Source organism: bacterium (assembly GCA_026708055.1).
Lineage (GTDB): Bacteria > Actinomycetota > Acidimicrobiia > Acidimicrobiales > CATQHL01 > VXNF01.
The window spans coordinates 1-20558 of sequence record JAPOVS010000054.1 but is presented as its reverse complement, the minus strand read 5'-3'; the positions used below and the strand labels follow the sequence as shown (position 1 = coordinate 20558).

Sequence of the window (20558 nt, the reverse complement as noted above, 5' to 3'; positions counted from 1 at the left end):
CCCTCGGTGGGGGTTGTCCGTTCGGGCGCGCGAGTGACGGGAGATGCTCTGGTCGGCGCGCCCGAGCCGGCCGACTTCGTCGGCGGCCGATCCCCTGTGGGGTTCCCACTGGGGACTCCATCCTACCGAGAGGCCCCTGCGGGGCCAAGAGCCGGCCGCCGGGCGCGGGGCGGCCCGGGCCGGACCGCTGCTGCTCCCTAGCGGCGCAGGTGCAGGCGGCGCAGGATCACCGCGGCGCCCAGGAAGACGGCCGTGATCTCGAGGCGGCCCACGAGCATCAGTGCGGCCAGCACCAGGCGGGCGGGCCGGGTGAAGGCCGTGAAGTTCGAGGCCGGCCCGGCCTCGCCCAACGCCGGGCCCATGTTGGACATGGCGGCGATCACGCCGGAGGCGGCGGTGACCGGCTCGGCGCCGAGGGCGGAGACGATGATCGTGCCCACCCCGAAGGTGATGATGAAGAGCGTTCCGTAGCCCAGCACCCGGCCGACGATGCGCTCGGGAATCACGGATCCGCCGAGCTTGATGGGCAACACCGAGCGGGGGCGGCGGGCCTGGCGCACCGACCGCAGGGCGTGCGCGGCGGCGATCTGGCCGCGGAAGACCTTCATGCCGCCCGATGTCGAGCCCGCTCCCCCGCCGATCAGCATCAGGACGGCCAGCACCACCTGCGCCGGTGGCGCCCAAGCCGCGAAATCCCCGAGCCCACCCGGGCGGATGTTGTGGAATCCCCCGCTGGAGGCGAGCGTCACGACGTTGAAGAAGCCGTCGCGCAGCGACAGCCCGAACGGGGCACCCTGGCGCAGCCAGAGCAGCAGCGTCACCAACCCTGTCGCGGTGGCGAGCATCTTCAGGAAGAGCATCTGATCGCTGGCGCGCCTGTAGACACCGAAGTTCCCGAGCACGGCCCGGTAGTGGAGGCTGAAACTCATGGAACCGACGATCAGCCCGGAGGCGACGATCAACTCGACCGCCAGGGAATCGAAGTGGCCGACCGAGGCGCCGTAGGGCGAGAACCCTCCGGTGGCGGCGACCGTGAGGGCGTGGGCGACGGAGTCGTAGAGCCCCACGCCGGGCACCGCGAAGAGTGCGACCCCGATCGCCACGGTGAGTCCGGCGTAGACCGCCCAGAGGCGCTTGGCCGTGCCGCTGATCCGCGGCGCCAGCCGGTCGCTCTCGGGACCGGGGATCTCGGCGCGCATGAGTTCCTGCCCCCCCACGCCGAGCAGGGGCAGCACGCTCACCGCCAGCACGAGCATGCCCATGCCGCCGTACCACTGCGTGAGTTGCCGCCACAACAGCATCCCGCGGCCGTGCGTCTCGATGTCGACCAGGACTGTCGATCCGCTCGCGGTGAAACCGGAGATCGCCTCGAACAACGCCGAGTCCCAGTGCGCCCAGCCGAACATGTCGGCATCCAGCACGTACGGCAGCGCCCCGAGGAGCGAGCAGGAAAGCCACGTCCACACCACGACCGGGAAGGTGTCGGTCGGCCGCACGTCGTCGGGAGGCCGGAACCCGAACGCCAGGGTCACTCCGACCCCGGCCGTGATGAGGGCGGCGGTCAGCAGTGCCCGCTCGCCGTCGGAGTTCGCCGAAGCCCACTCGACGAGCGTGGCCACGAGCATCCCGGGCACGAGGAACAGCAGGGCCAGACCGACGACGTGCAGCGAGAGGTTCTCACGACGGCGAGCACGGGGGATGAGCGGGAACTCGGCCCTCTCACGCAGGGCGCGCCTCATGGTGATTCCCTGCGGCCGTTGGGTCCTTCGGCCGGCAGCAGCAGACGGCGGGCGCCGACCAGAGCCCAGCCGGTCGCCACGACGAGCGGGAAGAAGGCGAGGCGGCCCAGCAGCATGAGGACCGCAAGCACACCCTGCTCCGCGCCGCCGAGCGCGGTCAGATCAGCACCGGGGGCGGGTCCCATCGTGGCGAGTGCGCTGATCGAGGCGCCGGCGCCGGCCCAGAGATCCATGCCGGCGAGACTCAGAGCGAAGACCCCGGCGGCGACCGAGAGCGCGAAGAGGACCTGGAAGCCGTTGAGCATGGCCAGGGATCTCTCCCCCACCGACCGGCGCCCGATCTTCACCACGTGCACCGTGTGGGGGTGGATCTCGGTGACGAGTTCCCGGTAGGCGTACCGCGCCACGGCGATGGCGCGGCGCATCCGGAAGCCGCCGCCGGCGGTTCCGGCCATGCCACCGGTGGCGATGAGCGTCACGATCAGCATCTGTGCCCCCCACGCCCAGTCCGACCAGGCGACGGCCTCGAAGCCCGTGCTGCTCATGGCGGCCGTGACGGCAAGGGCACCGCTCCGCAGCGCCTCCGGACCGCGGCCGTCCCAGGTCCACGCGGTCACGACGAGAATCGCCGCAGCGAGCACCAGGAGGTAGACCCGCAGCTCGAAGGAGCGGCGGAGGATCCGGAACCTGCCTCGCACCGCCCACCAGAGGGTGACCGCGCTCACACCGGCGAGTGCCATGAACACGCTCGCAACCGCATCCACCGCAACCGAGTCGAAGTGGGCCAGACCACCGTCGTGATTGCCGAAGCCTCCCGTGGAGACGGTCGTGAACGCATAGCTGAAGGCGTCGAACGCCCCCATGCCGGCGGCCGCGTAGGCGACGGTGCACAGCCCCCCGAGGGTGCAGTAGACGATGGCCAGGCGGCGCAGTTGCGTACCGAACGGCGGAGCCGACGCCCGGTCGGGCAGCGCCCCGCCGTCACCCGGCAGCACCAGCGCCGGGGCGTGCAGGGGCAACACCGCGCTCATCAGCGCCAGGGCGGCGAACCCGCCGAGCCATTGCGTGAGTGCCCGCCAGAACAGCACTCCCGCCGGGAGAGACTCGAGTCCGTCCAGCACGCTGAGGTTGGTGGTGCAGAAGCCGGCGACCGACTCGAAGATGGCGTCCGGCAGCGATCCTGTCGTGCCGGTGGCCAGATACGCCGCCACCGAGATGACGATCATCGTCAACCAGGCGCTGCTGACGGCGACGAACGTCGCCGTCGAGGTTAGATCTTGAGGCGGCCGCGCCCGGCGCACCCCGACTCCGCCCACGGCGCCGCAGCCGACTCCCAGCCACAGCAGTGCCGTCGCCTCGCCGGCCTCGGCGAGCCCCACGAGGCCCGACAGCACGAGGCCCGCGGCGCAGGCGACAGCCGCCCAGGCCGCGGCCCAGAGGCTCAGGCCGGTTCGCTGCCGGGGACGGGTCCGGGCGCCGGAGGAGCCGTGCCTGAGCGGCGGGTCCGCCGCGGCTCTCACTCGAACCGCTTGCGGGCTGCGGCGACCGCCTTGGGGCGGGCGAAGATCACGAGGTGATCCTGCGCCTGCAGGACTGTATGGCCGCGGCCGATCATCGAGGTGCCGTCGCGGACCACGGCGGCGATGAGAACCTCCTTCGGCAGGTGGAGATCGCTGATCCGCTGCCCGTGCACGCTGCTGCCGTCGGCGACGGTCAACTCCAGCACCTCCACGTCCATGTCGAGGTAGGTGGCGACCTGCACGCCACCGCGGATGATCCGCATCACACCGTTGGCGCAGGCGGTGCGCGGCGAGAGGGCACCGTCGATGCCGAGGGTGCGCAGCAGCGGCAGGAACTCCAGGCGGTGCAGCAGGGCGATCGTCTCGGGCACTCCCATCGACTTGGCGTACAGGCAGGCCAGGATGTTGTCCTCGTCGTTGCCGGTGACCGCGATCACCGCGTCCTGATTATCGACCCGCTCCTGTTCGAGCAGTTCGGCATCGGTGATGTCGCCCTCGAGGATCAGGACGTCGTCGAGCGATTCGGCAAGTTCGCGGGCGCGTTCGGGATCCCTCTCCACAAGACACACGTCGGCGTGCATCTCGACCAGCCGCCTCGCCACCATCTCCCCCGTGCGGCCTCCGCCGAGGATCATCACCCGGTGGGGACGCCCGTGCTCCAGTCCGAGCAGCCGGCGGAGTTGGTTCGAGGCCGTTCCCAGGTCCACGATCCGCACGACGTCGCCCGCCCGCAGCACCATGTCCCGGCGCGGTATGACCGTCCGGTCGCCTCGGGAAACGGCGCCGATGAGGAACTCCCAGTCGGTCCCGAAGGGGGCGAAGCTCTCCGAGAGGGGCCGACCCACGAGCGCGGAGTCGGGACCCAGGACGGTGCCGATGACGGTGACCCGGTCGTTGGCGAGCATGTTGACCTCGCTCGCTCCCGGGTACTCGAGGAGATGGAGGATCTCCGCTGCGGTCTCCTCGTCGGGATCGATCACCTCGTCGGCCCCTGCCGCCCGCAGCAGCTCCGAGGCTCCCGGCGCCCGCAGGGCGGCGGCTTCGATGCGGGCAATCCTCCGGCCCACACCTGCCTGGCGGGCCAGCATGCACGCCACGAGGTTGACCTCGTCGTCGGTGGTGACAGCCACCAGAAGGTCGGCACTGTCGATCCCCGCAGCGGCCATGACATCCGGGTGGCTGCCACTCCCCGGGACCACGTGGGCATCGATGTGCTGTTCGACGTGGTGCGCGCGCTCGAAGTCCTGCTCGACCACGACCACGTGGTGGTTCTCCTTGGTGAGCCGCTCAGCGAGATACGACCCCACCTCGCCCGCACCCACGATGACCACCTTCATCGCCCTTGCCTCCTGCGGTCGCCGTCGCCGGCCCCCGGATGCGGCGGCTCGGCCCCCGGCTCCGGAGCCTCGATCCCGGGAGTCAGTTCCATGGTGCCGAGGTGCGCTGGAAGCGGCGCACGCCCGCCGGCGAGACGAAGACGTCCACTGTCACGTCCTGCGGCCTGCGACGCAACTCGGGATCCCACTGGCAGACGTGGCCGATCCCCACCAGCAGGGGACCCTCCGGGGCCGCGGGCTCCTGCGGGGCATGCCGGTCGGCCAGAGCGCGGTCGTAGTAGCCGCGGCCGCGACCGGCACGGGCGCCCTCCGGCCCGAAGAGCACGCCGGGCACCAGAATGACGTCGTGGCCCGCCACGCCCACCGGCTCGCCGTGGGGCGGCACGGGGATCCCGAACCGGCCCGGCGCCAGGTCCGCCCCCCTCTCCCAGCGCACGAACATCAGGTCGTCGGCATCATCGATCGCCGGCACGGTGACGGTCACCCCGTCGGCCCACAGCCGGGCCACCACCGGCCACAGGCTGACCTCGCCGTCGTCGGCGATGAACGCGGCGACGACGCGCGCGGGGTGCATCTCGGGGATCCCCCACAGGTGCTCCGCCAGCACGAGGCTGGACAGTGCCTGCACGTCACCGGGAAGGCTGCGGCGTTCACGTCGCGCGAGGGCCTGTCGTGTGGACACCTCCACCGATTGAACTCTAGCGAGGTGACGGCGTCCGGATGATTCAACCGCGCCCCGGCCGCCCCGGCGGCGGCGAGCCGGGCGTCGCGAAGCGGCCGGACCGCAGGGTCCGCTGCTAGCTTGCGGAGGACTTTTGGAACCGAGGAGGTCATCGGAGTGGAGGCAATCCCCTACCTTGCCGGCGCGATCGCGCTGGCGGCCCTGGCTCTGGCCGGATACTTCTTCCGCTACGTGCGCGCCGCGGATCCGGGCAGTCCCCGCATGGTGCAGCTCATGGAGGCCATCGCCGGCGGGGCCCGGACCTTCCTGCGCCGGGAGTACCGCTGGGTGGCCGGCTTCGTGATCATCATGATCGTGCTGCTCGTCACGCTCCTGGACTGGGGCCCGATGGGAGCGGTGGCCTACTTTCTGGGCGCGCTGCTCTCGGCAGCGGCCGGCTGGATCGGCATGACCGTCGCCACGATGGCCAACGCCCGCACCACCCAGGCCGCCCGCACGGGTCCGCAGAAGGCCCTCCCGCTGGCGTTCCGGGGCGGCGCCGTCATGGGCTTCTCCGTGGCCGGCCTGAGCCTGCTGGGACTCAGCTTCTGCTACCTGCTTTTCGTCGTCTGGCTGGAGCACCTGGACGCTTTCCAGATCATCACGGCCTACGGCCTGGGTGCCAGCTCCATCGCCCTGTTCAGCCGTGTCGGCGGCGGCATCTACACCAAGGCCGCCGACGTGGGGGCCGACCTCGTCGGCAAGGTGGAGGCAGGCATCCCCGAGGACGATCCGCGCAACCCCGCCACCATCGCCGACAACGTGGGCGACAACGTGGGCGACGTGGCCGGCATGGGCGCCGACCTCTTCGAGAGCTACGCCGGCGCCATCATCGCCCCGGTGGCCTACGTCTGGTTCGCCTACGGAGCCACTTCGGTCGGCGACGCCGGCGAGGGGCTGCTCGGCGACGCCGGCGAGGGGCTGCTCGGCGACCTGCTGCTGTTCCCGTTCCTGGTGGCGTTCGTGGGTATGGCCGCCTCGATCATCGGCGCCTTCTTCGTCCGGGCCGGCGCCTCCTCCCGCGTCAAGGATCTGGCCAAAGCACTGCACCGCGGAACCAACGCGGCGATGCTGATCACCCTCGGCGGCGTCTTCGCCGTCGGCGCGGCGCTGTTCGAGGGCAGCGCCTCCTGGGGGCTCCCCCTGGCGGTGGTGTGCGGGGTCGCCGTGGGCTACGCCATCGGCCAGGTGGCCGAGATCTGGACCAGCGACCACTACCGGCCGGTGCGCCAGATCGCCCGGCAGGCCAAGACCGGACCGGCCACCACGATCCTGTCGGGTCTCTCGGCGGGCATGATCTCCGTGGCCGCCTCGGTGGGTCTGATCGTGGTGGCGGTGGGACTGGCCTACTGGGCCGGTGACGCCACGCTGGGGGCCGCGGGGGCGGAGCTCTCCGGGGGCATCTACGGCGTGGCGATCGCCGCCATCGGCATGCTCGCCACCACCGGCGTGGTCGTGGCGGTGGACGCTTACGGCCCGATCGCCGACAACGCCGGCGGCATCGCCGAGATGTCGGAACTGCCGTCGGAGGTGCGCGAGGTCACCGACTCGCTGGACTCGCTCGGGAACACCACCGCGGCGGTCGCCAAGGGGTTCGCGGTGGGCTCGGCCGCAGTCACCGCGCTGGCCCTCTTCGCCGCCTTCAAACAGGCCATCGGCGCCGAAGGCGGCCTCCTGTTCCTCGATCTGAGTTCGGTGGACGTCTTCATCGGCCTGTTCCTGGGGGTGATGCTGCCGTTCCTGTTCGCCGCGCTCACGATCGACGCGGTCGGCCGCGCCGCCAACAAGATGATCTCCGAGGTGCGCCGGCAGTTCCGGGAGATCCCCGGCTTGCGGGAAGGCGCCGCGGGTGTGCAGCCGGACTCCTCACGCTGCGTCGACATCTCCACCCGGGCGTCGCTGCGCGAGATGCTCATCCCGGGCGCGCTGGCGATCGCGGCGCCGCTCGTCATCGGCTTCATCAACGTCGACACGTTGGGCGGCTTCCTGGCCGGGGCGCTGGTGTCAGGATTCGCGCTCGCCATATTCATGGCCAACTCCGGCGGGGCCTGGGACAACGCCAAGAAGTACATCGAGGCCGGACACCATGGCGGCAAAGGTTCGGAGGCCCACAAGGCCGCGGTCGTGGGCGACACCGTCGGGGATCCCTTCAAGGACACATCGGGGCCGTCCATGAACATCCTCATCAAGGTGATGACCATCGTGTCGCTCATCTTCGCCTCGGCCTTCGTCTGAGCCTGCCGGCGGGGGGGCGGTGGAGGTCGCTGAGGCCCTGGCGGCCCTGCAGTTGGGGCCCGGCGCCACCTGGAATGAGATCCGCGCCCGATACCGCAGGCTGCTGCGCGCGCACCATCCCGACCTGACCTCCGATCCCGGCGCGGTCGACCGAACCGCTCGTCTGACCGCCGCCTACGCCGCGCTGCAGAAGGCCACCGACGGCGGCCGCCGCCCGCTCCCGGCGCCGAGGGCGACCCCCGGGCCGCGGGCCCCGCGCCGCGCCGCGCCCGCCGAGCCGAAGCGGCGCACTCCGGCGGATCGCACCGCAGGTCCCGGCACGGCCGGTGCGGTCGTGGGACGGCGATCGCCCGAGGAGGTCTTCCGGCGGCTCCGCGCGGCAGCCTCCGCGGTGGGCAATCTCAGCGGCGTCGACCCGGAGACGCTGACCCTGCAGGTCCTCGTCGAAGCCCCCGGCGCGCCGCCCGCCCAACTCCTGGCGGAGGTGTACCGGCGAGAGGAGGACACCGCCATCATGTTCACTCTCGAGAGCCTCACTGCAGCGCCGGGACCGCCGATCGAGGCGATCGTGAAGCGGTTGCTGGCGGCCCTCTGAGGCGGCCGTTCTCGCTGGCGACCCTCGACGCCCCGACCGAAGGGGCCGGCGGGCCGGCCGAAGCCGTCGATGAGTAGCCGATCCACCTCCTCGGGGCCGGCGGCGTTCACGCCAACCGATGCTGGAGGCCTGCGGGTCGCCGGGGGCCCCCGCAGCGGCCGGCGGTCGGCTCAGAAGGTGCCCGCCGCCCGATCACGCGCCGCGTAGCAGGCGTCCTGCATGCGGGCCGGGATCGCCTCGCAGAGCGCCGTGGCCATCGCCGTGCCGTGGTCGTTGTAGACCGCGTTCAGCGAGGCGCCCACGAAGCACTCCTCCTGGTAGCCGGGATCGCCGAGCGAGCAGAGCCGCACGATCCGGCTCACTTCCAGCAGCGAGGAGCCGCTGATGTCGCGTCCCATGCTGCGGTAGCAGTTGTCGACCATGTCGGTCTGGACGGTGTCGCAGATGGCGAACGCCTCCGCGAAGTTCTCGTCCGCGTAGCCGAGGTTGTAGAGCATCCAGGAGGTCTGCATGGCGAAGCACTCGTCGACGTAGTCGTCCCCGATCACGTTGCACGGGTAGATCAGGTCGTCGGTGCGCAGGTCGGTCTGGATGCCCTGCTGGGCGGACACGACGTTCTCCATGATGGCGCCGCCGACGCAGGAGCTGAGCTCCCAGCGGTCCGGCAAGGTCTCGCAGTACGGGATCGAGCCGAACAGGTCGCCGTCAGTGTTCAGCATGACCCCGTGGCCCAGCCCGTGCACGCAGTTGTAGTGGGTGAAGGAGTACTCCCGCTCGGCCGCGGTGGTGCAGATGTTGGGCATCTCGTCGAACAGCTCCGTGCCGTTGAATTGCGAGATGGCGTACTCCACCACGCCGTGGTAGTAGCCCGACCAGCAGGCCGATCCCTCGTAGGTGAGTGCGATGCCCACGTCGCCGTAGTGCTCGGCGGCATCGTTGCCGAGGTCGTGCACCACCTGGTGGCAGTCCCGCGCCACGTACTCGTCGCTCTCGGAGAGGGCGGCGATCTCCGCCACGGCGACGTCCGCTCCCTCGTTGCGCATGACCTCCGCGAAGTAGTCGCGGTAGCAGTTGGGCTTGCCCACCGTCCGGGTGGTGCAGTCCTCGACGCTCTCGGGTGGCGCGTCGGAGAGCAGCGTCAGCGGATCGGCGGCCTCGGCGGGGGCGGCCGCCCCTCCGACAGTCGCCACCTGCGGTCCGGAGCCTCGCTCACCGGAGCCGAAGACGGCCGGGTTCAGCCCCGCCAGCACCGCGGCCACGACCAGCACCGCGGCCAGCGCCCCGGCCTCCAGCCGCAGCGAGCGAACCGGGGCGGCACCGGTGTCTGCGGCCGGCCCGCGCCGAGCCAGCCAGCCGAGGCGCCGGTCGTGATACATGCCGAGCGGCAGGATCACCGCCGCCAGCAGGGCCAGCTTGACGATGAGGGCGGTGGTGTAGCCCGAGCCCGAGAGCAACTCGGAGCCGGCCAGGAGCCAGGTCGAACGCGCGCCGGTTGCCACGAGCACGGCGAAGGCGCCCACGGCCACGGGACCGAAGCGGCCGAAGACGTCCCGCAGGGTCGCCGCCCGTTCGGCTGCCGGCCGGGCACGCCAGTGGCCCGAGGCGGTGCTCCAGCCCACGACGAGCAGCGGCCCGAGCCAGAGGGCTGCGGCGGTCAGGTGCAGCGTGGACACCCAGATCCCGAAGGGGTCCTCGGAGAGCACCGCCGTGTGCGAGGTCGCCGACCCGACCGCCGCCAGCGCCACCACCCCGAGGCCAGCCTGCAGGAACGTCCAGCCCGATCGCGCCCGGCTCAGGCGCGGGGCCCAGACCACGAGGACGCCGGCGCCGACCGCCGCCAGCAGCAGCGTCAACCCCATGCCGTCCACCAGGGCGAGTTGCAGGTCCTCACTCAGCGACCCGGTGCGGTAACCGCGGGTCACGAGGGTGATGGTGGCGGCGGCGCGCACGAGGATGCCGACGTGCAGGAGGATCGCACCCCGGAGGAGGATTCGCCGGGCGCTGCGGGCGAGGATCTCCTTCGCCGGCGATCCGGGCCCCGGTCGCAGACCCCAGGCGAGCACGAGCATCGACCCCGCCACGGCGGCGAGGCCGAAGTACCAGAGGTAGCGGGCCACGCCGGCGGCGACACTCAGGACGCGTTCGAGCGGCGGCGTCTCGCTGAAATGCGCGTCCTGCACGCTGGCGCCGTCGACCACCCCCACGCCGACGACGACCTCCCCGGCCACCCGGTGGCCGTCGGGTCCCACGGTGATCCAGGAGAGCCCGTAGACGCCGTCGTCCAGCGCGGGCAGGGAGAACTCGATGACGGCCTGGTCGGCGCCGACCGGCGTGAGCAGCACAGGGCCGGCGACCACGTCGCCGTCGGCGGCGATCACGTCCAGTTGGACGGTGCGAGGGTCGACCGCCTCGGCGAAGACCAGGGTCAGCCGCTCGGGCGGCTCGTCGCTGATCGTGCGGTTGTCGGGGATCGTCTCCAGCAGCCGGGTGTGCGCGGCGGCGGGCGACGAACCGACGGCCAGCAGCGCCGCCGCCAGGATCAGCGCCGTGAGCAGCGCCGGGACCAGGCGCCTGGAAACCCCCCGGCGGGGCGCGGCAAGCAGCGGCGTCGATTGCCGACTCACGCTCCGGAGCCTCATGCTCCAGAGCTTATGCCCCGTCCCCGCGTCCATCAGGTCCCGGCCTCCCTCGAGTGAAGCCCACCTGGGCGTGCCGAGCAATCCACGGTCACCGCCGGTCTCGCGACCGAGTCCTGGATTCCGGCCTTCGCCGGAATGACATCGGGTCGGGGCGTCGGCGGCATTGCTCAGCAGTCTCCTGGGCTCGCCGGGCCCTGAACGCGCCGAAGCGAGGTCGTCGGTGCGCTGAGTGCGCTGAGTGCGCCGATCGGGGGCGGCGCGGTCAGCTCGGAACGCCCGGCAGCACCGCGTAGTGGTCGTGAGTGGCGGTGAAGGCGCCCCGCCCCCCGGTGATGGACCGCAGATCGATCGCGTAGCGCACCAGCTCGGATTCCGGCACCAGGGCGCGGACGTGCTGCTCCCCGTAGTTTCCGGGGTCGGTTCCCTGCACGATCGCCCGGCGTGAGGACAGATCGCCGATGACATCCCCCAGGCACTCGCCGGGGACGCGCACGTCCACTTGGGAGACGGGTTCCAGCACCACCGGGCGGGCCTCGCTCAGCGCCGCGTTGAACGCCAGGCGCCCGGCCATCTTGAAGCTCATCTCCGAGGAGTCCACGGAGTGGTGCTTCCCGTCGTAGACGGTGGCGCGCAGGTCCACGACCGGGTAGCCGTGCTTGCCGCCGTGCTCCATGGCCTCGCGGATCCCGGCCTCCACCGCCGGGATGTACTGCCGGGGTATCACGCCGCCGGTGACCTCGTCGGAGAACTCGAATCCCGATCCCCGGGGCAGTGGTTCGATGCGCACATGGGCGATGCCGAACTGGCCGTGGCCGCCGGTCTGCTTCTTGTGCTTGCCCTCGGCGGCCGCCTTGGCGGTGATCGTCTCCCGGAACGGGATCCGCAGGTCCTCGAGATCCACACCCACGTTGAACTTGCGCTCGATGCGCTTCAAGGCCGTGCGCAGATGCATGTCGCCGAGCCCCGAGAGCAGCGTCTGGCGGGTCTCGATGGGGCGCGTCACGCGCAGCGACGGGTCCTCCCCGCAGAGTCGTCGCAGGGCGTTGGAGAGCTTCTCCTCGTCGGCCTTGCTGCGCGGCACCACCGCGAACGACAGCATCGCCTCGGGGCACGGCGGCGGCGCCAGTTCCGTCGAGCCGTCGGCAAGGGTGTCCCCGGTGTTGGTGTCGGCCAGCTTGGCGACCGCGGCGATGTCCCCCGCAGCCAACTCGGTGGCCGGCTCGCTGGTCCCCCCGCACAGGGTCACCAGGGTGCGGACCCGCTCGCTGTTGCCCGTGCGGGAGTTCTGTAGGTTCGTGTCGGCGACCAGAGTGCCGGTCGCAACCTTGAAGACCGAGACGGTGCCGAGGTAGGGATCCACGGTGGTCTTGAACACCAGCAACGCCGGTGCGCCGTCGCCGCTGAGTGCCACGGGCTCACCCGCACCGTCGAGCATCGCTCTGGCCGCCAACGGTGACGGCCCGATGCCGCAGATGTAGTTGCAGAGGCGGTCCACGCCGATCGGCGTCGTGGCGGAACCGCAGATCACGGGGAACACCGAGGCCTCCGCGACCCCTTGCCCGAGGGTCTTCTCCAACTCCGCCGTCGAGGGAACGTCGCCCTCCAGGTACCGCTCCAGCAGGTCGTCATCGGCCACGACGATCCCTTCGATGAGCGACTCGCGCACCTCCTCGACACGCGCCGCCATGTCGGCGGGGATGGGGGTCTCGGTGATCGAGCCGTCCTCGTAGAGCCAGGCGTCGTCGCTCAGCAGGTCGGCCACGCCGCAGAGGCCCGGCCCCTCGGAGATGGGCAACTCGAGGGGGGCGACGCCGCTGTCGAAGGTCTCCTGCAATGCGCTCAGCACGGCGTCGAAGTTGACGAACTCGCGGTCCAGCTTGTTGACGAAGAACATGCGCGGGATGCCCGCCGCAGCGGCCCGGCGCCAGGCACCGGCGACGGCGTGGTCGACTCCCGCGGTGGCGTCGACGACCAGCACCAGCAGGTCGGCCACCGCCATCGCGGCCCACTGCTCGCCGGCGAAGTCGAACGATCCCGGCGTGTCCAGGAGGTTGATCTTGTGGTCGTTCCACTCGAAGGAGGCCAGCGCCATGACCTGCGAGCTGCCGGCATCTCGCTCCTCCGGCTCGTGATCGCAGACGGTGTTCTGCGACTCGATGCCGCCCATGCGGTCGAGTGCGCCGGCTCGGAACAGCATGGCCTCGGCCAGCATGGTCTTGCCTGCGCCGCTGGCACCCACGAGCGCCACGTTGCGGATGCGTTCGGTCGGGTAGGTCTTCACCGACACCCCTTCGTTCAGTTCGCTTCAGCGTGCCCGCCGCGGGCGCCGCGGTCCGGCGACGCTCGGGACGATGCAGCGGAGACTACCGAGGCACCCCACCGGGGGCCAAGCGCCCGGGATTCCCGGCCTCGGTCGCCGTCGCCGCCCCAGCGCAGTACCGGACCGTGTGCGGGAGGGTCGGCGCATCGTTCCACCGTGCAGCGGCGCCTGCTCGGCGAGGTGGCAGGGCCCGAGGCGCCCTGAGGTGGGGGCGATGGCCCTAACGTAGAGGTTATGGGCAGCACTTGGGGCCACACCTTCCGGATCAGCACCTTCGGGGAGTCCCACGGCGGGGCCATGGGCGTCAGCGTGGAGGGGTGCCCGCCCCGGCTGGAGCTGGGTCCCGAGCACATTCAGGCGGACCTGGACCGGCGCCGGCCCGGCCAGAGCCGTCTCACGACCCAGCGCGACGAGGCCGACCGGGTGCAGATCCTTTCGGGAACCTTCGAGGGGCGCACGCTCGGCACCCCCATCGGGATGCTCATCCCCAACACCGACGCCCGCCCCGAGGCCTACGAGCACCTGCGCGACGTGTACCGCCCCTCCCACGCCGACTACGTGACCGACGCCAAGTACGGCATCCGCAACTGGCAGGGCGGGGGGCGCGCCAGCGCCCGCGAGACGGCCGCCCGCGTGGCCGGCGGGGCCGTGGCGCGCCGCTTGCTGGCGGCGGCGTGCGGCGTGGAGGTCGTGGCGTGGGTGGCGCAGGTACACGGGGTCCGCGCCGCCACCGACTCCGGCAGCGTCACCGGCGAGGCGGTGGAGGCGTCGCCGACGCGCTGCGGGGATCCGGTCGCTGCCGAGTCGATGATCGAGGCCATCGAGGCGGCGCGCGGGCGCGGCGACTCGCTGGGCGGCATCGTGGCCTGCGTGGCGCGGGGCGTGCCGCCGGGCCTGGGAGACCCGGTGTTCGACAAGCTCGAAGCCGACCTCGCCAAGGGGCTGCTGTCGCTGCCGGCCGCCAAGGGCTTCGAGATCGGCAGCGGGTTCGCCTCTGTGGAGATGACGGGGATCGAGCACAACGACCCCTTCGTGGCAGGCCCCGACGGCCGGCCGCGCACGGCCTCGAACCGTTCCGGCGGGGTGCAGGGCGGGATCTCCAACGGCGAGGACATCGTCGTGCGCGTGGCCTTCAAGCCCACGGCCACGGTCGCCTCCGAGCAGCGCACGGTGGATCGCTCCGGCCAGGAGGTGCTGCTCGCCGCCCGCGGCCGCCACGACCCCTGTGTGGTGCCCCGGGCCGTTCCGATCGTCGAGGCGATGGTCTGCCTGGTTCTGGCGGACCACTGGCTGCGCCAGCAGAGCGTGGCGGTGCTCGCCGATGAGGATGAGATCACTCGCGGATAGGCTCTGACCAGGCGCTTTGCAGCCGACTAGAGCGGCGCGAATCGCTTCGCCGGAGCCTGGATTCCGGCCCCGGATCGAGTCCGGGGCAGGCTCTTCGCCGAAATGACGAGATTTCGCGGATCGGAATCCTCAGTCGGTGGTGGCCGCCTATCCGCTAACGCTCTTTGCCGGGCGGCGCGCCCGCGTCCCAGGGGCGGTCAGCCCGCCTCGGCCACGAGTCCGAGATCCCAGGAGAGCCGGGGACAGTCGCCCCAGAGGCGCTCGAGCTGGTAGTACTCGCGGTCCTCCTCGCTGAAGACGTGCACCACGAAGTCGCCAAAGTCCATCAGCACCCACGAGCGCGCCTCGAGGCCCTCCACCGACAGCGGCGCGGGGCCGCCCGCGGCCCGCACGCCGCCGGTGACCTCCTCGCAGATGGCCTTGATCTGCCGCGGGTTGGCGCCGCTGGTTATGACGAAGAAGTCACAGACCGACAGCACGTCGGCCACGTCGATCAGCAGGGTGTCGCGGCCGAAGTGATTCTGTGCCGCCCGCGCCCCGGCGCTCGCCCAGGAGATGAGGTCGCTTCGGTCCCTGCCGTGCCGCACTCCGGCCAGTGTAGATCGCCGGCGCGGGCCATGTTGGGTTCCCGCCGCTGCCGGCCTCTCAGCGATAGAGGCCCCGACGCTCGATCTCGGCGGCCACCGGTCGCGACAGGACGCTGCCGAGCGGGTGGCCCTCTGCCAACCAACGCCGCACATGCGTGCTGGAGACCTCGATGCCCGGCCCGTCCACGGCCAGCCAGCGCCAGCCGGGTGGCGGGACGCCCGCTCCGGTGGCACCCAGCCGCGCCACCACCGCCACCGTTGCCAGGGAGCGGATGACCTCGGGACGGCGCCAGGTGTCGAGGGAGTCGGCGAGGTCGCTGCCCACAACGAGGAACAGCTCCCGTCCTTCGTCGCCGAGTTCGGTCAACGTCTCGGCCGTGGAGGACTCGCCGCCCCGGTCGATCTCCAGCGTCGAGACCTCGAACCCTTCGAGGTTCGACACCGCGGCGCGCACGAGCGCCAGGCGATCAGCCGCCGGGCTCACCGGTTGATCGTTGATCTTCTGCCAGGGGGCGTTGGCGACCACGAAGAGCACCCGGTGCAAACCCAGCGCCCAGCGTGCCGCCTCCGCCGCGGCCAGGTGGCCGATGTGGGGCGGATCGAAGGTTCCCCCGAAGACACCGAGGCGCTCCGGCCCCGCCGGCGCCGCGCTCGAGGAACCCTCCATGGTGCGAACCTACCGCCGGGCCGGCTGGACCTGACGGTCTCGACGCGCTAGAGTGATTCGTGCTTGCGGCGTTCCTGCGCGTGCCGTGTGGTGCCTCGTCGGGGCCATACGGCAGGAAACGCAAGGAAATCTGCGAGCAAATAGCCCCTCGTTCGGTCTCGACCGGATTCCGGCGAACCAGGTCGAGTTCCTCCTGCAGCGGCCGATGCCAAAGGTCGTCCGCAGGGCGGTCCGGAACCTGTGAAATCTGTCACAAGCTCGGATCGCCAGGCGTCAGGGGGCGGGAACAAGACACCGCCCGGAGTTGTTGGAACGAGTCGAGTCGGATCGAACCCGAGGGGATCGCACCGGTGGCCGCCGACGGCCCCGCTGCGAGGTGGGAAACCGAGCGAAGCAGAGACGAAGAAGCCATGAGTGATTCAGTCGGCCAGTACCTCAACGAGATCGGCGTGGTGCCCCTGCTCACCGCCGCGGACGAGCGCGAGCTGTCGCAGATCATCGAGCGCGGCCGCCTCGCCGCCGAACGCAAGGCCGCGGGCGAGCGCGCCCGGCGCCTCGACCGCGAGATCCAGGCTGCGGCGGTCGCCAAGGACCGCTTCATCCGGTCGAACCTGCGCCTCGTGGTCAGCGTGGCGCGGCGCTATCCCCTGCCCCCGGGCATGGAGCTGCTCGACCTGATCCAGGAGGGCAACCTCGGACTCGAGCACGCCGTGGACAAGTTCGACTGGCGCAAGGGGTTCAAGTTCTCCACCTACGCCACCTTCTGGATCCGCCAGGCCATCGGCCGGGCGCTCGACCAGAAGGCCAGCCTCGTGCGCCTGCCCGGGGACCGCTCGGCGAGCCTGCGGGCGGCGCTGCGCCAGGTCTCGGGCAACGGCGACGAGCTGGACGAGGAGCACGCCCGCCTGCACCGTCTCACCACCCCGACCTCGCTCGACCGCACCATCGGCGACGACGACAGCAACGAGCTGATCGACCTGATCGCCGACGGCAATCCCGGACCCGAGCAGATGGTGATGGCGTTCGCCGACAACGAGATGGTCACCGACCTGCTGTCGGTCCTCGACGAGCGCGCCCGCTACGCGGTGGAGCAGCGCTTCGGGCTGCAGGACGGCCGGAAGCGGAGCTACCGCGAGGTGGGTGAGGAGTTGGGCGTCACCGCAGAGGCCGCCCGGCGACTCGTCAAGCGCGCCGTCAACGTGGTGCGCGAGCGAGCCGTCGAGCGCACCGACGCCGCCTGAGTCGGGGCGCGCCATGGCCGCGCAGCCCTGGACTCGGGAGAGCTGGCGGCGCTACCCGGCCCAGCAGCAGCCCGCCTGGCCCGACCCGGCGGACCTCGAGCGGGTGCTCAAGATCCTGGCCGGCTTCCCGCCGCTGGTCTTCGCCGGCGAGGCGCGCAGTCTCACCGCCAAGCTGGGCGACGTGGCCGCCGGCCGGGCGTTCCTGCTGCAGGCCGGCGACTGCGCCGAGTCCTTCGACGCCCTGTCGGCGGACAGCATCCGCGACAAGCTGCGCGTGATCCTGCAGATGGCCGTCGTCCTCACGTACTCGGCGGGCGTGCCGGTCGTCAAGGTGGGCCGGATCGCCGGGCAGTTCGCCAAGCCTCGCTCCAGCCCCACCGAGGTGCTCCACGACGAGGCCCTGCCCTCGTTCCGCGGCCACATGGTCAACGACATCACCTTCTCGGCCTCGGCCCGGGTGGCCGACGCCGGCCGGCTGCTGACCGCCTACCACGCCTCGGCGTCGACGCTGAACCTGCTGCGCTCGTTCACCAAGGGCGGCTTCGCCGACCTGGGCCGGGTCCACGCCTGGAACCAGGAGTTCGTGGCCTCCTCCTCCGCCGGGCAGCGCTACGAGGAACTGGCCGGCGGGATCGACGCGGCGCTGCGGTTCATGGCCGCCTGCGGCATCGGCAGCGGCGATCACGTGCAGTTGCACACCGTGGACTTCTTCACGAGCCACGAGGCCCTGATCCTCCCCTACGAGGAGGCGCTGACGCGCATCGACTCGCTGGGCGGCGAGCCGTACGACTGCTCGGCCCACATGCTGTGGATCGGCGAGCGCACTCGCCAGCTCGACGGCGCGCACGTCGAGTTCCTGCGCGGCGTGCGCAATCCCCTGGGATGCAAGCTGGGGCCGACCGCGACCCGCGCCGAGGTCCTGGAGTTGTGCGAGATCCTCAACCCCGAAGGCGTCCCCGGCCGGCTCACGCTGATCTCGCGGATGGGCGCCGAGCGCGTCGGCGACGTGCTCCCACCGCTCACCGCAGCGGTGCGGGACGCCGGCCATCCGGTGGTCTGGGCGTGCGACCCGATGCACGGCAACACCTTCACCTCATCGGCCACGGGCCACAAGACCCGCCACCTCGAGGACATCTGCGCCGAGATCGACGCCTTCTTCGCCGTACACCGGGCCGAGGGCACCTGGCCGGGCGGGATCCACGTGGAACTCACCGGCGACGATGTGACCGAGTGCCTCGGCGGACCCGAGGATCTCAGCCACGACGACCTGCCGATGCGCTACGAGACGATGTGCGACCCCCGCCTGAACGGCCCGCAGTCCCTCGACCTGGCGTTCAGAGTCGCCGAGAAGCTACGCATCTGAACAACGTCCGCCCCGGCGTCTCTCCCGGCGCCTCGGACTCCGCGGGCTTGCCCCCCGCTCCGGCGTCCCGCCACGCCGCCGACGCCGTCCGGTTCGCCGACGCCATCGAACGGGCACTGGACCGCTGGAACCTCCACGCCGACACGCCGACCGAGCAGATGGGCATCCCCCACCCCCCCGACGCCCACCCGACCTCCAGCCCCTGACGCCCGCCAGCCCCTGACGCCCGCCAGCCTCCGCCTCTGACAATGGCTGCGGCGTCATCGAGCGCGCCGCGGGCAGGCCGGACAGGCATCCCACCGGACTGCGAGGGTCCGGTGGGATGCCTGTCTCGGCGGGGCTGGTTGCTAGTCGTCGTCGATGATGGTGCCGGTGGCTTCGGCGTCGGCGAGGGTGGCGCCGACGGGGTTGGACAGGACCACTTTCAGGGTCTCGTCGGCCTCGCGCCGGCGGTCGCCGGCGATGACCACGATGATGGTCTTGCGGGTCCGGCCGGGCTCGAAGGTGAGGGTCCTGCCGCGGACCTCGCCGAAGTCGACGGCATTGTAGGCGGTGCCCTCCTTCGTGGCCCATGTGACCGTGACTCGCTGCGTGGACGCCTCGCTGAGGGTGACCCGGAACTCCAGGAGCCCTCCGAGGTAGTACACGTCGCCTTCGACGTCGCGGGCGTCGTCGATGCTGACCGTGGGCAGGTCGGTGTCCGGCGGCGGCGGGGCGTCGTCGTTGGCGATGGACGTGTCGACGGGGCCGCCGCTGGCGGTGACGCCGCCGGAGAGGCCCTGGCCGGTCGGGGCGCGCCGGCCGGCGCCGAAGGCGATGCGCACGGTGCGCTCAGCGGTGTCGTCGTTCGCCAGCGCCGTCAGCACGAGTGTCGCCGTCCGGGCGCCCGGCGCGAACGCCACGGCGGGGTTCTGGGCGCTGTGGGGCGACCCGGTGAGCAGCGTGACGTGCCCGTTGAGGCCCTGGCCCTGCTTGAGGGCGAGCGTGTAGTGGCCGCCGGCGGCGGCGCCGGTCACCGACAGCGGCGCCGTGAGGGACTCGCCGGCGGCGAGGGCGCGGCCGAGGGCGAGGGTGACCTCGCGGGCGCCGCCGTCCTCGGCCACACTGCCGCCGGCGGCGCCGGCGAGGGCCACGGTCGTGGCGTCGTCGTCGGCCACCGACACCGAGGCGGTCGCCTTGGACGACGAGACCGCGTAGCCCTGCCCGGCTTCGACGGTGGCGGTGACCGACCCGTCGGCCTCATCGGCGCCGTCGCCGACGGTGGCGACGCTGACGCGGGCGACGCGCCCGGACATCGTCACGGTCCTGGTGCCCGCGGAGGCGCCGAAGTCGCCGCTCTGGGTCACCGTCACCCGCACCGACAGCGGCGAGGCGGGCGCTCTGTCGGCGGTGAGGGTGAAGCGCGCCGTGCCGCCCTCGGTCACGCCGCCGCCGGCGGTGACGCTGACCACCGGCACCGGCGTCGGCGGCGGGTCGTCGTCGTCGGCCACGGTCACCGTCGCGGCGCCCTGGGACGACGACACGGTGTAGCCGCTGCCCGCCTTCACCGTGACGGTGACCGACCCGTCCGGCTCGTCGGCATCGTCGCCGACGGTGGCGACGCTGTAGGACTTGCTGCCGCTGGTGGGGACGACGACGGTCCTCGTCCCCGTCGAAGCCCCGAAGTCGCCGCTCTGGGTGACCGTCACCGTCACGGCCAACGCGGACGACGGCGCCGGGCTCGCCGAGACGGTGAACGAGGCGCTCTGGCCCTCGGTGACCCCGCCGCCGGCGGTCACGCCGACCTCGGGCACCTGCGGCGGCGGGGGCGGCGGAGGCGGAGGCGGCGGGGTTTGCTGGGAATCGTCGTCGTCGGCGACCGCGACCGTCGCCGCGCCCGCCGTGGCCGAGACGGTGTAGCCGCTGCCGGCGTTGACGGTCACCGTGACCGACCCGTCGGCCTCCTCGACGCCGTCGCCGGCGGTGGCCACCGTGAGGCTCACGCTGCCGCCCGTGGGGATCTCCACGGTCCGCGCGCCGACGGTGGCGCCGAACTCGCCAGCCCCGGTGACCGTCACCACCACCGTCAGCGCCGAGGACGGCACCGGGCTGGCGGTGACGGTGAACGACGCGGCGGCGCCCTCGGTGACGCCCGCCTCGGCAGTGACGCTGACCTCCGGCGCCGTCGGCGGCGGCGGCGGCGTGCCGGCTGTCTCGCGGCACGCCTCGAGGCTGTCCAACTCGGCGTAGATGCTCTGCCACAGCGCG

The 20558-nt window shown here is 71.8% G+C and carries 15 protein-coding genes; 6 read left to right on the top strand and 9 right to left on the bottom strand.

Features of this window, described 5'->3' with window-relative positions:
- Positions 1–197: 197 nt before the first annotated feature.
- From OXG55_11640 to OXG55_11625, 4 genes are all read right to left on the bottom strand, one after another.
- Positions 198–1739 carry a TrkH family potassium uptake protein gene (locus tag OXG55_11640; GenBank protein MCY4103889.1) on the bottom strand — a complete coding sequence of 514 codons (1542 nt, stop codon included), beginning with the start codon at positions 1737–1739 and terminating at the stop codon, positions 198–200.
- Positions 1736–3259 (bottom strand): hypothetical protein, encoded by a 1524-nt coding sequence (locus OXG55_11635; protein ID MCY4103888.1) that lies wholly within the window; start codon positions 3257–3259, stop codon positions 1736–1738. Before OXG55_11635 ends, OXG55_11640 begins: the two co-directional genes overlap by 4 nt.
- Entirely contained in the window at positions 3256–4596 is a 1341-nt protein-coding gene (gene trkA, locus OXG55_11630; protein ID MCY4103887.1) for a Trk system potassium transporter TrkA, read from the bottom strand. The genes OXG55_11635 and trkA overlap by 4 nt, the downstream gene beginning before the upstream one ends.
- Positions 4597–4678: 82 nt before the next feature.
- Positions 4679–5284: a 5-formyltetrahydrofolate cyclo-ligase gene (locus tag OXG55_11625; protein MCY4103886.1), complete on the bottom strand. Its 606-nt coding sequence runs from the start codon at positions 5282–5284 to the stop codon at positions 4679–4681.
- A gap of 150 nt (positions 5285–5434) precedes the next feature.
- Between OXG55_11625 and OXG55_11620 the strand changes: the two genes are divergently transcribed.
- Positions 5435–7552 (top strand): sodium-translocating pyrophosphatase, encoded by a 2118-nt coding sequence (locus tag OXG55_11620; protein MCY4103885.1) that lies wholly within the window; start codon positions 5435–5437, stop codon positions 7550–7552.
- A gap of 19 nt (positions 7553–7571) precedes the next feature.
- A complete protein-coding gene (locus OXG55_11615; protein MCY4103884.1) occupies positions 7572–8147 on the top strand; it encodes a DnaJ domain-containing protein in 576 nt (191 codons plus the stop codon).
- A 170-nt stretch (positions 8148–8317) separates the two neighbouring features.
- Here OXG55_11615 and OXG55_11610 read toward each other — a convergent pair whose 3' ends face one another.
- Positions 8318–10771, bottom strand: coding sequence for a CopD family protein (locus OXG55_11610; GenBank protein MCY4103883.1), 2454 nt, complete (start codon positions 10769–10771; stop codon positions 8318–8320).
- 277 nt (positions 10772–11048) lie between these two features.
- Entirely contained in the window at positions 11049–13067 is a 2019-nt protein-coding gene (fusA, locus tag OXG55_11605; GenBank protein ID MCY4103882.1) for an elongation factor G, read from the bottom strand.
- Positions 13068–13340: 273 nt separating this feature from the next.
- Between fusA and aroC the strand changes: the two genes are divergently transcribed.
- Positions 13341–14453, top strand: coding sequence for a chorismate synthase (aroC, locus tag OXG55_11600; protein ID MCY4103881.1), 1113 nt, complete (start codon positions 13341–13343; stop codon positions 14451–14453).
- A 197-nt stretch (positions 14454–14650) separates the two neighbouring features.
- Here aroC and rsfS read toward each other — a convergent pair whose 3' ends face one another.
- Positions 14651–15040, bottom strand: a complete 390-nt coding sequence (gene rsfS / locus OXG55_11595) for a ribosome silencing factor (GenBank protein MCY4103880.1) — start codon at positions 15038–15040, stop codon at positions 14651–14653.
- Positions 15041–15098: 58 nt separating this feature from the next.
- The gene (gene nadD / locus OXG55_11590; protein MCY4103879.1) at positions 15099–15707 is read right to left on the bottom strand and encodes a nicotinate (nicotinamide) nucleotide adenylyltransferase; all 609 of its coding nucleotides are present in this window, start codon (positions 15705–15707) and stop codon (positions 15099–15101) included.
- Between the two features lie 410 nt (positions 15708–16117).
- Here nadD and OXG55_11585 point away from each other — a divergent pair, with 410 nt between their 5' ends.
- The 3 genes from OXG55_11585 to OXG55_11575 are packed head-to-tail and all read left to right on the top strand — an operon-like array spanning position 16118 to position 18517.
- The gene (locus OXG55_11585) at positions 16118–16948 is read left to right on the top strand and encodes a sigma-70 family RNA polymerase sigma factor (protein MCY4103878.1); all 831 of its coding nucleotides are present in this window, start codon (positions 16118–16120) and stop codon (positions 16946–16948) included.
- Between the two features lie 13 nt (positions 16949–16961).
- Positions 16962–18311, top strand: coding sequence for a 3-deoxy-7-phosphoheptulonate synthase class II (locus OXG55_11580; protein MCY4103877.1), 1350 nt, complete (start codon positions 16962–16964; stop codon positions 18309–18311).
- Positions 18312–18358: 47 nt separating this feature from the next.
- Positions 18359–18517, top strand: coding sequence for a hypothetical protein (locus tag OXG55_11575; protein ID MCY4103876.1), 159 nt, complete (start codon positions 18359–18361; stop codon positions 18515–18517).
- Positions 18518–18658: 141 nt separating this feature from the next.
- On the opposite strand, the gene OXG55_11570 is transcribed toward OXG55_11575, so the two are convergent.
- A partial coding sequence (locus tag OXG55_11570) for a hypothetical protein (GenBank protein ID MCY4103875.1) occupies positions 18659–20558 on the bottom strand: 1900 nt, incomplete at its 5' end.

What these genes read in the sequence shown, in the direction of transcription:
- OXG55_11640 (MCY4103889.1), bottom strand. Translation starts at nt 1,739, where the DNA reads ATGAGGCGCGCCCTGCGTGAGAGGGCCGAGTTCCCGCTCATCCCCCGT.
- trkA (MCY4103887.1), bottom strand. Translation starts at nt 4,596, where the DNA reads ATGAAGGTGGTCATCGTGGGTGCGGGCGAGGTGGGGTCGTATCTCGCT.
- aroC (MCY4103881.1), top strand. Translation starts at nt 13,341, where the DNA reads ATGGGCAGCACTTGGGGCCACACCTTCCGGATCAGCACCTTCGGGGAG.
- nadD (MCY4103879.1), bottom strand. Translation starts at nt 15,707, where the DNA reads ATGGAGGGTTCCTCGAGCGCGGCGCCGGCGGGGCCGGAGCGCCTCGGT.
- OXG55_11585 (MCY4103878.1), top strand. Translation starts at nt 16,118, where the DNA reads ATGAGTGATTCAGTCGGCCAGTACCTCAACGAGATCGGCGTGGTGCCC.
- OXG55_11580 (MCY4103877.1), top strand. Translation starts at nt 16,962, where the DNA reads ATGGCCGCGCAGCCCTGGACTCGGGAGAGCTGGCGGCGCTACCCGGCC.